The sequence below is a fragment of the Salinicoccus sp. HZC-1 genome (genome assembly GCF_046736035.1).
In the GTDB taxonomy this organism is placed as follows: Bacteria; Bacillota; Bacilli; order Staphylococcales; family Salinicoccaceae; genus Salinicoccus.
On the sequence record NZ_CP177130.1, the window covers coordinates 1,385,368 to 1,399,332 of the forward strand.

Sequence of the window (13,965 nt, forward strand, 5' to 3'; positions counted from 1 at the left end):
GCATGGAAAAGATTGATATTATTGAAGGCCTTCTATATGTAGCAGGCGATGTTGGCCTGAGTGAAGAACAGTTGATTATGCATGTCCCGGTTACAATGGAACAATTGGACAACGAGGTTAATAAATATGACCGGCCCAATTTGATGATTCAAAGACATGGTGATCGCTTTTTCTTGCAGACGACGGTGGATATGGAAAAATACATTCGCAGAATACTGGATGACAAACCTGCATCAAAATTGTCTCAGGCTTCACTAGAAGTACTCTCGATTGTCGCCTATAACCAGCCGGTTTCACGAGGGGATATAGAAATGTTAAGAGGCGTTGCCTCTGACGGCCCTGTTTCTACATTACTTGGCAAAGGATTGATTTCCAAAAAGCATATGCAGGATGCTCGCGCCGTACACTTTATTACCACAGACTATTTCCTGCAAATATTCGGTCTTAAATCTTTAGAGGATTTACCAAGCCAAAAAGATATATTGGAACAGGAAGAAATGGACTTATTTTTCAATAGTATAGAGGAGGATGAATAATGGAAGAAATAAGATTACAAAAAGCAATTGCAAACAGTGGGGTAACTTCTAGAAGAAAAGCAGAGCAACTCATCGTCGATGGACGGGTGGCAGTGAACGGAGTAATAGTTTTTGAACTCGGTTCGAAGGTAAGCAGCACAGATGAGATAGAAGTGGATGGTGTACCGATAGCAACTGAACAAAAAGTTCATATTCTATACTATAAGCCTACCGGTGAAATTTCCACTGTCGAAGACGACCGTAACAGAGGGGCAGTAACAGATGTATTTAGACAGATGGATGTGAGACTCTATCCTGTGGGCAGACTCGATTACGATACTTCAGGCATCCTGATCATGACCAACGACGGAGAATTCACACAGTATATGACTCATCCTAAATATGAAATGCAAAAAACATACCGTGTCAAAATAGACGGCATATTGAAGCGCGACCAACAGAAGGAAATGCGCAATGGTATTACTCTGGAAGATGGTAAAACGTCACCCGCCGGGGTAAAAGTCATCCGTGATAAAAAGGACAGGCAGATGATTCTCGAACTTACCATTCATGAAGGCCGGAACCGCCAGGTAAGAAGGATGTTTGAGCATTTTGGTCTAAAAGTCATTAAACTCACTAGAATAAGATATGATTTCCTCACACTTGACGGACTTGCCGAAGGGGAATACAGATTCCTTAAACCATATGAAGTTAAGAAACTGATTGCGAATGCGAAAGACGAGTAATATCAGTCCAATTGTCATAATACTGTCATACAGGACAAATTTATTAGATGATATAATGAAATCTATGAATGAACGTACAGGCAGGTGAAATTATGAAGCGCGGAACACGCAATATATTAAGGATAAGCATCATCACCACTGTCGCTGTATTGATCGGTGTAACATTATGGTTTAACTTGACCTCTGATAACAAAACTGTTGCAGTGGGGGATGAGGCGGTCGATTTTCAGCTTACCACCATGGAAGGTGAACAGATAAGGCTTTCTGAACTGACCGACGATGGCAAAGGTGTGATTCTTAATTTCTGGGGAACATGGTGTAAACCATGCCGTGAGGAAATGCCTGATATGAATGACATCTATACAGAATACGGCAATGATGATTATGAAATCGTAGCAGTGAATGTGGCAGAGAATGAACAGCAGATTAAACAATTCATCTCCGGACTTGAATCGGATCTGAAATTTCCAATAGCGCTGGATCAGTCGAGAGATGTTACCGAAGCCTACAGCATCGGACCACTTCCAACAACGATTGCAGTCAACAAAGACGGTACTGTAGTCAAAAAACAGGAATACCAGCTTACACACGAGGATATCCTGGCATTCATCGAAGATGCCACAGAATAGGATGAGTGAACGATGGAATTAAAAGAAATCAAATGTGAGTCCTGTGGTCATGTAAACCCTCCGGGCACCCAGTTGTGTCAGTCCTGCGGAAAAATGATCAACAGTGATTACGATAAGAAAAAGATAAAAGACGTCATGAGGTATGACGGCAGTGCAGTGAGGTCCAAAGTAAAGTCAAAGAGTATCTTTGACAAAATTTGGATTTTCTTCACTTCCGTAAAAGTCGGCGTCTCAATCATTTTGGCAATTGTGGTTGCCGCGGCGATAGGCACAATATTTCCGCAGGAATATTTCATCCCTATGGGTGTCGACCCGGCGGACTATTATCAGGAGAATTATGGTACTCTCGGGTACTTGTACTACTCATTAGGTTTCCATAATCTATACTCCTCATGGTGGTTCGTACTGTTGAACGGTATGCTTGCACTGTCAATCATATCTGCAAGTATTGACAGGGGAGTACCGCTGTTTAAATCACTGAAAAACCAGCGCGTTAAAAAGCATGAGTCATTTTTCAGAAGACAACGCCTGTTCACGCATAAAGACATCACAGAAAATGCAGAAAAAGTAATCAGCCAGCTTAAGGGCAAGAGATATAAAGTCCGGCAGGACGGAGATAATTACTTACTTGAAAAAGGCATACTTTCAAGGTGGGGCCCTTATATCAACCACACCGGTCTTATTATACTTCTTATCGGCAGCATGCTCAGATTTTTCCCAGGGATGTATGTGGACGAGATTGTCTATCTCAACGAAGGTGAAACGACGGATCTCCCAACCACAGGCGGCGAGTATTACGTGAAGAACGAAGGGTTCATACTCGATACTTATAATGAAGAGTCAGGACAAGTTTTTGATAAAGCCCTGAGTCAGGGAAATAATATAGTAAGCAATTTCCAGACGGATATCACTGTCTACGAAAACGAAAGTTCAGAAGTTGTCGGTGCAAAACCAGACCTGAAAGAAATAGACACTCACAGCATCAGGGTAAACCACCCTTACCGCTTTGGTTCATATGAACTCTACCAATCAAGCTATGATGATTCGCAGATGAAAGCGATGACTTTCAGACTGGAAGATGCAAATGGCAATGCGGTAGGTGAGAACTTCACTGTTAATCTGGATGATCCGGATCAGTCATACCAAATAAATGAAAATGTTGAAATAAATATGAGAGCCTATGCACCGGATTTTCTAGAAATAGCGGATAATGGAACTCTTGTTTCAAAAACACCTGTTCCCAGTAATCCGGCTTTCGTATTTGAAGTGGCCGATGGCGAAGAAAGTGAACTCAGCCTGCTTCAAATTATGAACAGTACAGATATTACATCCGATAATGAATACAGCATCCGTTTCGTCGAAGCTGAACAGCATATGGCAAGTGTACTTACGCTTAAAAAAGATCTGACAATACCTCTGGTTGCAGGCGGCTTTGTCATCTTCCTGATCGGAGTCTTTATCAGTTCTTATATTAACCACAGACGTATCTGGATTAATCTGGAAAACGGCTTTACACTTGCAGCTCATACTAACAAGAACTATTTTGGTATGAGGAAAGAACTGAATCAAATACTAGAGGAACATTCATTCACTCCGGTATCTGACAGATTGGAAATAGAAGACAAAGCAGAAGATAAGGAGCATTAAAATGGAATCTCAACTTGTGTCCATAAGCAGCACTTTGCTGTATTCGGCGTTTATAATACATCTTGTTGCATTGCTGCCACTTGCAGCCAGCATTAAATCTAAATCGAAGAAACCAGGTAAAATTTCAATCATCATGATAATTGCAGCATTTATAATGCAGCTCGGTTATTTCATACTAAGATGGATTGCACAGGGACATGCGCCTGTTTCAAACATGTATGAATTTATTACTATGTTTGCAATTATGATGATTGCAGGTTTCTTGATTACTTATCAATATTTCAGAACACAGGTATTCGGTTTGTTCGCCATTCCTGTATCTCTGCTGCTTATAGCGTACGGCAGCATGTTCTCCCGTGAAGTGGAACCGCTCATCCCGGCACTTCAGAGCAGCTGGCTGGCTATTCATGTTATTACAGTCACACTCGCTTATGGTATACTTTCGATGAGTGCAGTAGCTGGATTAATATACTTATTGAAAGCAGTGCCGGCTACCGAGAAATCGTGGCGTGCGCGATTCCTGGAATCAATCATGGCAGGTATAGTAATAGTCATCACATTCATCGTTATGACAGTTGTAATGGAGTCTGTAATTGGATATCAGGATGATTTCATCTACAATGACAAGCAAGAACAGACCCAAATTGCTGAATATCATTTGCCAAGCTTAGTCAACTTTGAAGGTGCAGTACCAGTTGAACATGCCGGTGATAATAATTACGAAGAGGCTGATCACTTCCACAGTGGAATCAATCTTCCTCCGTTAATTGATTCCCAGAAACTGAATACCGTAATATGGTCTGTCTTGGCTGGTCTTATTGTTTACGGTATTATAAGATTAATAATTAGAAAACGTATCACGGCATTGATTAAACCATTGACAGATAAAGCTGACCTCAATCTCATGGACGAGATTGGCTACCGTTCTGTAATCATAGGTTTCCCTATATTTGCACTCGGCGGTATATTCTTTGCTGCTATATGGGCACAGATGGCCTGGAGCAGATTCTGGGGCTGGGACCCCAAAGAGACATGGGCGTTCATTACGTTTATGTTCTATACGATATTCCTGCACTTGAGGCTCAACAGAGGGTATGAAGGTGAGAAGTCGGCATGGCTGGCAATCATCGGATTCCTGCTCATCATTTTCAACCTCATTGCTATCAATATGCTGGTTGCAGGCCTGCATTCGTACGCATAATATGAAAAGAGGGTTTGTATGGCTGAAAATATTCTAATCGTGGATGACGAAGAACGTATCAGAAAATTACTCAATATGTACCTAGTACGTGAAGGCTATGAAATTACAGAGGCCGATAATGGGGAAGATGCATTGGATCTTGCCATCGAGCAGGATTTCCACTGTATCCTTCTCGACCTCATGATGCCGAAAATGGATGGCATAGAAGTAGCCAAACGTCTGAGAAACCATAAATCCACACCGATCATCATGCTCACTGCAAAAGGCGAAGAGAACAATCGGGTGGAAGGATTTGAAGTCGGGGCAGATGATTATATCGTCAAACCATTCTCTCCAAGAGAAGTCGTTTTGAGAGTGAAAGCAATACTTCGCCGCTCTTCTGAGACGACATTTATCGAAGCGGATTCAACAGCTAAAGATGTCATCGTCTACGATCATCTGGTAATTGATAATGATGCACATAGAGTGCTTGCAAATAATGTTAAAGTGAATCTGACACCAAAAGAGTACGAACTTCTGCTCTTTTTAGCAAAAAGCCCCGATAAAGTCTTTGACCGGGAAGAACTTCTAAAAGAAGTATGGCACTATGACTTTTACGGTGATCTCCGTACAGTGGATACACATGTAAAGCGACTCCGGGAGAAACTCAACAAAGTTTCACCTGAAGCAAGTGAAATGATCCATACTGTGTGGGGCATTGGCTATAAATTCGAGGTCAATGAATAGTGAAGGTATTAAACAGCGTTGTAACTAAACTGTGGTTGACTATCATTTTGATAGTAACTACAGTTTTAATTATATTGTCGGTGATTCTCAGCATGTATTTCCGCAACTACATGCTTAATTCCACAGAAACTCTGCTCGAGGAGGAAATTTCCCGGGCTGAGGAGATTGTTTTAAGCAGACATGACATCGAAGATTTAAACTCTACCTTACTCCGTGAAGAGAACCTCATCATTTACCGGGACGGACAGATGATTTCACAGCAGTCATCCACCGACCGGGAAATCTTTTCAAGAATTCTTGAAGGAGAAGGCGAAGGAAATACTTTTATATTGAATGATATTGCAGGCCATGAATACATGGTCAGAGTCTCCAATCTGAGCGATTATTTTGAGAATGATATGGCACTTATTAAATACCGTGACCTTAAAGATATAAACGAGTCGATGACTGCTGTCACTATGATTATTACCGCCAGTGCTCTGGTATTGTTCCTTATCACGACCTTTTTCGCTTTCTTTTTAATCAGCAGAATTACAAGACCGTTGATCAACTTGAAAAATGCAGCGTTTAAGACGGCTAAAGGGAAGTACAATACAATTGAGACGAAGAGCAGGGATGAAATTGGTGAGCTTACACTTGCTTTCAATAAAATGAACAATGACATTCAAAATAATATCGATCAGATCGTTCATGAAAAGAATTTAAGAGAACAGATTTTCACCTCCATCAACGAGGGCGTACTTTACTTTGACAGTGATGTAAAACTCATATATTCCAATCAAAAAGGGAACTATCTGTATGATTACTTAAAAGGACAGCAGGACACATTTATTCACTTTCAAAATGATATAAAAGAAATTGCCGAGCATCGGACATCGACTGTTGAACGCGTGGAAATTAAAGACAGACACATGCAGTTCTCATACACGCCTGTTGAACAGGACAATGAGTTATTTGGCGTAATCCTTTTAATTAGGGATATCACAGAAGAAGTAAATACTGAAAAAATGAGATCTGAATTCATAGCTAATGTCTCACATGAATTAAAAACTCCAATGGTAATGTTAAGCGGCTATTCTGAAGCGCTCATGGATGACATCGTAACGGATCCAACGGAGGTCAAAGAAATGGTTGGTATTATAAAAGATGAATCCGATCGTATGAACACGATGGTCAATGAGCTGATCACCATTGCCAGAATGGACAGCGGTTCCGGCTTTTTCAATATTCAAGAAAACGACTTCGGTGATCTGCTTGAGAAGCTGACAGCAAGGTTCCGTCATGAAATGCAGGAAAATGAGATTTATTTCAATGTGAAAACAAGCGATTCCACCCTCATTTTCAGCTTTGATTATGATAAAATTAATCAAGTGCTGACGAATCTGCTCGATAATGCAATCCGCTATACCTCCGAAGGAGATGAAATCAGCATTAATGTTACTGAAGCAGGGAGATTCATTATTATTGAAGTCAGTGACACTGGAACAGGAATTCTTCCTGAACACCAGAGACGCATATTTGAAAGATTCTATAAAGTGGATGAATCCAGAACACGCGGTAAACACGGCACGGGGCTCGGACTCTATATCGTGCGCAGTATTATACACCGGCACAAAGGAACTATAGAACTCGAAAGTGAATTCGGAAAAGGTACAACATTCCGTATTGTCCTGCCAAAAATTAATGAAGAGAGATGAGGATATGAGACAAAGTAAGTTACAAAAGTTGATTTTGATCAGTATACTTGCAGCTTTGTCTTTTATACTGATGCTCCTGCAATTTCCTATTCCATTCATTCCCCCATTTTTAACGGTGGATTTATCTGATATCCCTGCATTTATCGGATTCATATTATTAGGAGGAATCGCAGGCTCCTTGATTATAATTTTGAAAATCGTCTTATATGGACTGTTAATGGCCAGCGAGCCCATTGGACCGCTTGCCAATTTACTTGCAGCATTTTCATTATTATTGCCAATTTACTTTATGTATATAAGATCCAAAACCAAAAAGTCATTAATTGCAGGATTTGTAATCGGCACTTTGACATTGACGATCATGATGGCAGTGCTTAATTATTTCGTACTGCTTCCGATGTATGGATTGATCATCGATCACACTGATCTAATCGCGAATATACGGGCTGTAGTCACAGCGGGTATTATTCCGTTCAATATCATCAAGGGAATCATCGTATGTTTAGTCGCATACCTTATATACACTAAACTCATTCCAAAACTAGAAAATCTGATGAGATAAAAAGATGCGCAGCCGGCATGGCTGCGCATCTTTTGTTACAATCAATTTATTCGAATTTGAGTGGGTCCCCATCAAACGGTTCCTCTTCAACTTTTATTGAATCGGTAGGACATCCATCAAATGCATCTTCCATATCTTCGAGAAGTTCTTCAGGCACCGGTGTAATACCTTTGTTATCGTCCAATATTACATAAGCAATGCCATCATCATCATAATCGTATATATCAGGTGCTGCTGCACCGCAGGCACCACAGGCTATACATGTATCCTGATCAACTATTGTATATTTTTTCTCACTCATTTTTTCACCTCTCACCATTTCCTCATAATCATTTTACGGTTAATCTGGATATTTTTCAATTATATTCGGCTTGTATAGTGTACAATACGACTAATGGCGTATGCTTCAGTTTATTAACACTTTAAAATGGATTGGAAACGTAATATAATTGAATAAGAATTATTTTACTTTGAGGAGAATGTCAATGAAGGACGATTTTTATAAAGATATCGAACATAAACGTGCTTCTAAAGATGTCGATGAAGCGAAAAGCAGTCCGCCGGAAGACGAGCAAAAGCAGCCAATGAAACGCTCAGACCGTCATCGGGCGAAGCTTGAAAAAGAGAAGGGAAAACAAAAAGAAACTGCTGATTCAAAATCTGATGAAACTAAAGCGTCCCCGTTTGCCGGAATCAGTAAAAAACTATCTGACTACTTCAATCGGGAAAACTTCGAAAAAGGGAAAGTGTTTTTTGCAGGTAAATTTTCATCATACAATAAACAATTTAAAGATGAATTGAAAGTTTCCAAAGCAAAAATAGCTGAGCTCAAAAGAAAAAGAAAAGCCCCCGATAACAAAGATACGATCGAAAAAGAAGATGAAAAGAAAAAGAGACTTCTGCCGACTATCATCGGTGGAGTAATCATTCTGCCGGTGACGATTATTTTATTCGTCATGATTATCAGCAACTTCTGGCCATCCGGTGAAGAAGGGGCTCAGATTGCCGGCGACAATGAAGAAGAAAGTACTGAAGAAACCGCTGGGGAAGAAACGGACGAAGCAGCCAATGAAGAACTCGAAGCACAAAAAGCCGAGATGGAAAAAGAAGTGGCTGAATCCCGTGAAGAAACTTCTGATTCAGAATCAAATTCCGGAGAGGATTTGAGCACAGGAGAGCTTTCTTTCAATTATTCTGAAGAAGAACAGGCGGAACTGGAAGAAGCTGCATCTGCCGCAATCGAAAATGAAGAGTCTGGTGAAGGGGCTGAATCAAGTACGAGCGAAGTAGAGACGCCTTCTGAAGATGATACTGCGGAACAGCCGTCAACAGAAGAGGAATCTGCAGAAGAACAAACGGAAGAACAAACGGAAGAGCAAACCGAGGAACCGGCTGGAAATGAAGAGGCTTCCGAAGAAAGTTCGGCAGGAGCATCATCTCACGTAGTGAGTCCTGAAGATAACCTTTACAGAATTGCCATCCGTTATTACGGCAGCGGCAGTAGTGAAAATGTTAATAAAATCATGGAGGCAAATGGCGTCAGCCCTGACTCACTGACTGTCGGTCAGGAGCTCATCATTCCGGAATAGAAAGGTGCTAACCATGGAATACAGCGAAACGATTATCATTGGTGCGGGGCCGTGCGGTTTATCTGCAGCCATTGAACTTAAAAACCGCGGACTTGAACATCTTATTATAGAAAAAGGGAATGTTGTTGAGGCAATTTACAATTATCCGACACACCAGACTTTTTTTTCCTCAAGTGAGAAATTGTCTATCGGTGAATTCCCATTTATAACCGAAGCACATAAACCTAAACGTAATCAGGCACTTGTCTATTACCGTGAAGTGGTAAAACACTTTAATTTAAACATCAATACTTATGAAGAAGTGACATCCGGACGGAGAAGTGAAGACGGCTTTATACTGGAAACATCAAAAGATACTTATAGCTGTAAAAACTTAATCATCGCTACAGGGTATTATGGACAACCCAACGGATTGGATGTACCGGGCGAACATAAAGAGAAAGTTTTCCACTACTTCAAAGAAGCACATCCTTTCTTTAAACAGGATGTGCTGGTCATCGGCGGTAAAAATTCAAGTGTTGACGCTGCAATGGAACTGGAAAAAGCCGGCAGCAACGTTACAGTAGTCTATCGTCAAAATGCTTATTCAAAAAGTGTAAAACCATGGATCCTTCCTCAATTCGATTCTTTGGTAAAACACGATAAGATAGAGATGCATTTTGGTACCGATGTTAAAGATATTAAAGACAGCAGCGTCGTCCTGGAAAAAGACGGAGAAGTGTTTGAAATACCAAATGATCATGTATTTGCGATGATAGGATACCATCCGGATTACAGATTCCTTCAATCATTCGGAATAAGAATCAATGAAAATGAATTCGGCACAGCCCCTCTGCATGATCCTGAAACAATGGAAACCAATATAGAAAACTTATATATTGCCGGTGTTATTGCTGCCGGTAATGATGCCAACACTATATTTATAGAAAACGGCAGATTTCACGGTGGACTGATTGCAGAAGATATTTTGCGTAAGCATGAAAAATAAACCAATAAAACCTGGCGGGCCTGTGTAAGGATTCCCGCCAGGTTTTTGTATTAATGCTTGAATATTTCTTTTAAATCAGTGCTCTCGAGTCCATTGCTTAGTGCCAGCAATAACTTAATGCGTGCTTTTTGACCATTGAGACCATTTGAAAAAATCACACCCCTGGATGCGAGGTCATGACCGCCGCCTTCATAATCATAATAGCTGCCTACGATGCCATTGAACGAACGGGATACCATAACGGTGTCAATTCCTGCGTCCAAGACTTTCTGAAGCCCTTCCAGGGCGCTTGGTGGTATATTCCCCTGGCCTAGCGCTTCAAGCACCAGTCCATCGTATTCCGCCTCTATAAGCGCATTGAAAAATGTCCCGTCCAGATCAGCGTGTGCTTTGATCAATCCGACTTTACGCGTTAAATCCACTTTGTCAAATTGATCCTGATGGGATATTTGATGATGGTACTGTATAGAATCTTTCGTTAAAAAGCCTATGGGGCCGTGGTTTGGGCTTTGAAAAGTTGCGATGTTTGACGTGTGTGTCTTTGTGACATTCCTTGCTGTATGAATTTCATCGTTAAATACGACCAATACCCCTCTATTTTTTGAAGCGTCATCTCTGGCTGTACGCAGACTCGAAATATAATTATACAAACCATCCGAACCGATTTCATTAAATGAGCGCATTGCACCCGTAACAATGACAGGCTGGCTGATATCAAGGGCTAAATCCAAAAAGTATGCCGTTTCTTCCAAAGTATCCGTGCCATGAGTGATGACAAAGCCATCGTAATTATCACGTTCTTCTAATATGTTTTTCCGTATTGCAAGCATATCGTTCAGAGTCATATGAGGTGACGGTTTCTTCACTGGATAACTTTCTTTTAGTATAATGTCCAATTCTTCCGAGCTGTCTAAAGTGACCGGATTGTCTTTACCTACTGAAATAAGTCCATCTTCTGATGACATACTGATCGTGCCGCCTGTATGAATTGCCAATATTTTATTCTTCATGCCACTTCCTCCTAAACGATTCCTTAAATATATGATAAAATAAACTTGAACAATCAACAAGGCGGGTTTATATGACTAATAAGATTAATATTGCAATCGATGGTCCTGCAGCAGCAGGAAAAAGTACCATTTCAAAACGCGTGGCGAAACGTCTGGAGTACATATATATAGATACTGGAGCTATGTACCGTGCAGTGACATTACATGTTTTGAACAATGGCAGAGAAGTACTGGATAATCTGAATAACGTGGATATCAGATTTTCAAATGATGAAAACCGTTCTATTTATTTAAACGGTACGGATGTATCATCTGAAATCCGCTCGCCGGAAGTCACTGAAAATGTAAGCGGGATTTCCAGCATTGAAAATGTAAGAGCATACCTTGTCCAAATGCAGCGTATTATTGCTGATGATAAAGGTGTTGTAATGGACGGAAGGGATATAGGTACTACAGTACTCCCGGATGCAGAGCTTAAAATATACATGAAAGCTTCACCTGAAATCAGAGCAAAACGCAGAATGGAAGAAGACAAGGCAAGAGGCATTGATGTAGACCTGTCCACTCTCATCCAACAGATCATCAGACGGGATGACCTCGATATGACCAGAGAAATTTCGCCGCTGAAAAAAGCAGATGATGCAGTTTTACTGGATACCAGCCACATGAGTATTGAGGAAGTGGAAAACTATATCATTCGCATGGCACAGCAGCTGTTGAAAGGAGAATAGAGATGTTATATACCACTGTTAAGACACTGGTTAAAAGTTATTATCACACTCGATTTAAAATAACTGTAGTAGGGCAGGATCGTATACCAAAGACCGGCCCTGTTATTATTTGCAGCAACCATATTTCTGAATATGATCCACCTCTGGTGGCAACCAGCGTAGAGCGGGAGATGTCTTTCTTTGCAAAATCAGAGCTGTTTAAAATACCTGTTTTGGGATATTTGATTTCCCGCCTCAATGCACTTCCCGTTGAGCGTGGAAAAAGTGACCGTGCGGCATTAAAGAAATCTATCGAGGTGCTCGGTGAGGGAAATATGATGCTCGTTTTTCCGGAAGGCAGCAGAAGTAAAACCGGCAAACTACAAAACCTGCAGCAGGGGGCAAGCTTTATGGCCGTGAAATCCGGCGCACAAATTGTTCCGACTGCGATTAAAGGAAGCTATGACCGTAAAAAAGGTGTTACAATAGTATTTGGAAAACCTATAGATACTAAGGCACTCGTCGAAGATGGAATGAACCGCAAAGATGTTACACTAAAGATTACAGAAGATATAAACAATCTTTTATTTTCTGACTAATCACTTGACAAATCTATACATTTATAAGAAGTTAGATATATACTTTTTAGTAATGTAATTGGAGGCAGGCACATGACGACAGATAATATCAAGAACGAAGAGAACCAGGAAGAGATTAATGATTCTTCAATCAATGAGGATTCCAACGAAGTAAATGAAGAAGTATCAACTCAGGGTACTGAAGAGGAAAATAACGTTTCTTCCAGTTTTGAAGTAGGGGAAACAGTTACAGGTACGGTGTACAAGATAGAAGACAAATTCATTAAAGCTCATATCGATGGCTCTGATTTTGAAGGAATCGTACCAATCAGCCAGCTTACGAGCAAAAGAATCGAACGCCCGGAAGAAATTGTTTCCGAAGATGATTCCATCAAAGGTGTAGTTATTAAAGTTGAAGACGAAGAGGATCGTAAAAACGTTATCCTATCAATTAGAAAACTTGAAGAGTCCAATGCATATGATTCGCTTCAATCAGCAAAAGACAATGATGAAACTATTACAGGTACTGTGATGGAAGTTGTTAAAGCTGGTCTTGTTATAGATGTTGGAGTCAGAGGGTTTATCCCTGCATCATTGCTCTCTGATGCTTACATTGAAGACTTGGAACAGTTTGATGGCCAGGAACTGGAAGTTAAAGTTGAAGACATCGAATCTGAAAAAAACCGTGTTATTCTTAATAGAAAACGCATCGTTGAATCTGAAAAAGCTGTCGAAAGAAAGAAACAGCTCAAAACACTTGAAGTTGGAAGTATTGTTGAAGGTGAAGTTGTACGCATCACTACATTCGGTGCTTTCATTAACCTTGGTGAAGTGGACGGTCTGGCACACATATCCGAACTCAGCTACAGCAGAGTAGAAAAAGTGGAAGACGCAGTCAATATCGGCGACAAAGTGAATGTAAAAATCCTGGATGTCGATCCTGAACAGGAAAGAATCAGCCTTTCCCTTAAAAAGGCGCAGGAAAGTCCCTTTGACGAATTTGTAAAACAAAATTCTGAAGGTGACGTATTGGAAGGCACAGTTAAAAGACTCGTTGATTTTGGCGCATTTGTTGAAGTGACTCCGGGTGTTGAAGGCCTGGTACACGTTTCAGAAATCAGCCATGAGCATGTTGCAGTTCCAAGTGATGTTCTAAAAGAAGGTCAGACAACACAGGTGAAAATCCTTTCGCTAAATGAAGATTCTGAAAAGATTTCTTTATCAATTAAAGAGACTACAGAACCAGCACCAAGAAGCCAAAACAATCAACCTAAAGTATATCGTGACGATTCAGATGATGAAGGTCCGACACTCGGTGATGTATTCGGTGACCGTTTCAAAGACTTGGATATTTAATTGTTATAAAA

The 13,965-nt window shown here is 40.6% G+C and carries 15 protein-coding genes; 13 read left to right on the top strand and 2 right to left on the bottom strand.

Annotated features, from left to right (window positions below; all coding sequences use genetic code 11):
* Positions 1 to 2 precede the first annotated feature (2 nt).
* The 8 genes from scpB (at position 3) to ACKRAT_RS07010 (ending at position 7,723) form a co-directional block, all read left to right on the top strand.
* Positions 3 to 536 (top strand): SMC-Scp complex subunit ScpB, encoded by a 534-nt coding sequence (gene scpB, locus ACKRAT_RS06975; protein WP_411844371.1) that lies wholly within the window; start codon positions 3 to 5, stop codon positions 534 to 536.
* Positions 536 to 1,261, top strand: a complete 726-nt coding sequence (locus tag ACKRAT_RS06980; RefSeq protein WP_411844372.1) for a pseudouridine synthase — start codon at positions 536 to 538, stop codon at positions 1,259 to 1,261. Before scpB ends, ACKRAT_RS06980 begins: the two co-directional genes overlap by 1 nt.
* Before the next feature lie 92 nt (positions 1,262 to 1,353).
* Positions 1,354 to 1,890 carry a thiol-disulfide oxidoreductase ResA gene (gene resA / locus ACKRAT_RS06985; RefSeq protein ID WP_411844373.1) on the top strand — a complete coding sequence of 179 codons (537 nt, stop codon included), beginning with the start codon at positions 1,354 to 1,356 and terminating at the stop codon, positions 1,888 to 1,890.
* A gap of 12 nt (positions 1,891 to 1,902) precedes the next feature.
* The gene (locus ACKRAT_RS06990) at positions 1,903 to 3,537 is read left to right on the top strand and encodes a cytochrome c biogenesis protein ResB (RefSeq protein ID WP_411844374.1); all 1,635 of its coding nucleotides are present in this window, start codon (positions 1,903 to 1,905) and stop codon (positions 3,535 to 3,537) included.
* 1 nt (position 3,538) lies between these two features.
* Complete coding sequence (gene ccsB / locus ACKRAT_RS06995) at positions 3,539 to 4,738, top strand: c-type cytochrome biogenesis protein CcsB (protein WP_411844375.1); 1,200 nt, start codon at positions 3,539 to 3,541, stop codon at positions 4,736 to 4,738.
* An 18-nt stretch (positions 4,739 to 4,756) separates the two neighbouring features.
* Positions 4,757 to 5,464: a response regulator transcription factor gene (locus tag ACKRAT_RS07000; protein WP_411844376.1), complete on the top strand. Its 708-nt coding sequence runs from the start codon at positions 4,757 to 4,759 to the stop codon at positions 5,462 to 5,464.
* A 92-nt stretch (positions 5,465 to 5,556) separates the two neighbouring features.
* Positions 5,557 to 7,161, top strand: coding sequence for an ATP-binding protein (locus tag ACKRAT_RS07005; protein ID WP_411844377.1), 1,605 nt, complete (start codon positions 5,557 to 5,559; stop codon positions 7,159 to 7,161).
* A gap of 4 nt (positions 7,162 to 7,165) precedes the next feature.
* Positions 7,166 to 7,723, top strand: a complete 558-nt coding sequence (locus ACKRAT_RS07010; protein ID WP_411844378.1) for an ECF transporter S component — start codon at positions 7,166 to 7,168, stop codon at positions 7,721 to 7,723.
* Between the two features lie 46 nt (positions 7,724 to 7,769).
* Here ACKRAT_RS07010 and ACKRAT_RS07015 read toward each other — a convergent pair whose 3' ends face one another.
* On the bottom strand, positions 7,770 to 8,024 hold the full coding sequence (locus ACKRAT_RS07015; RefSeq protein ID WP_411844379.1) for a ferredoxin: 255 nt from the start codon (positions 8,022 to 8,024) through the stop codon (positions 7,770 to 7,772).
* Between the two features lie 184 nt (positions 8,025 to 8,208).
* On the opposite strand from ACKRAT_RS07015, the gene ACKRAT_RS07020 reads away from it, so the two are divergent.
* Both ACKRAT_RS07020 and ACKRAT_RS07025 read left to right on the top strand, forming a co-directional pair.
* Positions 8,209 to 9,312 (top strand): LysM peptidoglycan-binding domain-containing protein, encoded by a 1,104-nt coding sequence (locus tag ACKRAT_RS07020; protein WP_411844380.1) that lies wholly within the window; start codon positions 8,209 to 8,211, stop codon positions 9,310 to 9,312.
* 13 nt (positions 9,313 to 9,325) lie between these two features.
* Positions 9,326 to 10,300, top strand: a complete 975-nt coding sequence (locus ACKRAT_RS07025; RefSeq protein ID WP_411844381.1) for a YpdA family putative bacillithiol disulfide reductase — start codon at positions 9,326 to 9,328, stop codon at positions 10,298 to 10,300.
* Positions 10,301 to 10,350: 50 nt separating this feature from the next.
* Here ACKRAT_RS07025 and ACKRAT_RS07030 read toward each other — a convergent pair whose 3' ends face one another.
* A complete protein-coding gene (locus tag ACKRAT_RS07030; protein WP_411844382.1) occupies positions 10,351 to 11,310 on the bottom strand; it encodes an asparaginase in 960 nt (319 codons plus the stop codon).
* 71 nt (positions 11,311 to 11,381) lie between these two features.
* Here ACKRAT_RS07030 and cmk point away from each other — a divergent pair, with 71 nt between their 5' ends.
* The 3 genes from cmk (at position 11,382) to rpsA (ending at position 13,954) form a co-directional block, all read left to right on the top strand.
* Positions 11,382 to 12,041, top strand: coding sequence for a (d)CMP kinase (cmk, locus tag ACKRAT_RS07035; RefSeq protein ID WP_411844383.1), 660 nt, complete (start codon positions 11,382 to 11,384; stop codon positions 12,039 to 12,041).
* 2 nt (positions 12,042 to 12,043) lie between these two features.
* Complete coding sequence (locus ACKRAT_RS07040) at positions 12,044 to 12,619, top strand: lysophospholipid acyltransferase family protein (RefSeq protein ID WP_411844384.1); 576 nt, start codon at positions 12,044 to 12,046, stop codon at positions 12,617 to 12,619.
* A gap of 72 nt (positions 12,620 to 12,691) precedes the next feature.
* The gene (rpsA, locus tag ACKRAT_RS07045; RefSeq protein WP_411844385.1) at positions 12,692 to 13,954 is read left to right on the top strand and encodes a 30S ribosomal protein S1; all 1,263 of its coding nucleotides are present in this window, start codon (positions 12,692 to 12,694) and stop codon (positions 13,952 to 13,954) included.
* The last annotated feature ends 11 nt before the right edge of the window (positions 13,955 to 13,965 follow it).

What these genes read in the sequence shown, in the direction of transcription:
- ACKRAT_RS07010 (WP_411844378.1), top strand. Translation starts at nt 7,166, where the DNA reads ATGAGACAAAGTAAGTTACAAAAGTTGATTTTGATCAGTATACTTGCA.
- cmk (WP_411844383.1), top strand. Translation starts at nt 11,382, where the DNA reads ATGACTAATAAGATTAATATTGCAATCGATGGTCCTGCAGCAGCAGGA.
- rpsA (WP_411844385.1), top strand. Translation starts at nt 12,692, where the DNA reads ATGACGACAGATAATATCAAGAACGAAGAGAACCAGGAAGAGATTAAT.
- scpB (WP_411844371.1), top strand. Translation starts at nt 3, where the DNA reads ATGGAAAAGATTGATATTATTGAAGGCCTTCTATATGTAGCAGGCGAT.
- resA (WP_411844373.1), top strand. Translation starts at nt 1,354, where the DNA reads ATGAAGCGCGGAACACGCAATATATTAAGGATAAGCATCATCACCACT.
- ccsB (WP_411844375.1), top strand. Translation starts at nt 3,539, where the DNA reads ATGGAATCTCAACTTGTGTCCATAAGCAGCACTTTGCTGTATTCGGCG.
- ACKRAT_RS07000 (WP_411844376.1), top strand. Translation starts at nt 4,757, where the DNA reads ATGGCTGAAAATATTCTAATCGTGGATGACGAAGAACGTATCAGAAAA.
- ACKRAT_RS07005 (WP_411844377.1), top strand. Translation starts at nt 5,557, where the DNA reads ATGTATTTCCGCAACTACATGCTTAATTCCACAGAAACTCTGCTCGAG.
- ACKRAT_RS07020 (WP_411844380.1), top strand. Translation starts at nt 8,209, where the DNA reads ATGAAGGACGATTTTTATAAAGATATCGAACATAAACGTGCTTCTAAA.
- ACKRAT_RS07025 (WP_411844381.1), top strand. Translation starts at nt 9,326, where the DNA reads ATGGAATACAGCGAAACGATTATCATTGGTGCGGGGCCGTGCGGTTTA.
- ACKRAT_RS06980 (WP_411844372.1), top strand. Translation starts at nt 536, where the DNA reads ATGGAAGAAATAAGATTACAAAAAGCAATTGCAAACAGTGGGGTAACT.
- ACKRAT_RS07030 (WP_411844382.1), bottom strand. Translation starts at nt 11,310, where the DNA reads ATGAAGAATAAAATATTGGCAATTCATACAGGCGGCACGATCAGTATG.
- ACKRAT_RS07040 (WP_411844384.1), top strand. Translation starts at nt 12,044, where the DNA reads ATGTTATATACCACTGTTAAGACACTGGTTAAAAGTTATTATCACACT.
- ACKRAT_RS06990 (WP_411844374.1), top strand. Translation starts at nt 1,903, where the DNA reads ATGGAATTAAAAGAAATCAAATGTGAGTCCTGTGGTCATGTAAACCCT.
- ACKRAT_RS07015 (WP_411844379.1), bottom strand. Translation starts at nt 8,024, where the DNA reads ATGAGTGAGAAAAAATATACAATAGTTGATCAGGATACATGTATAGCC.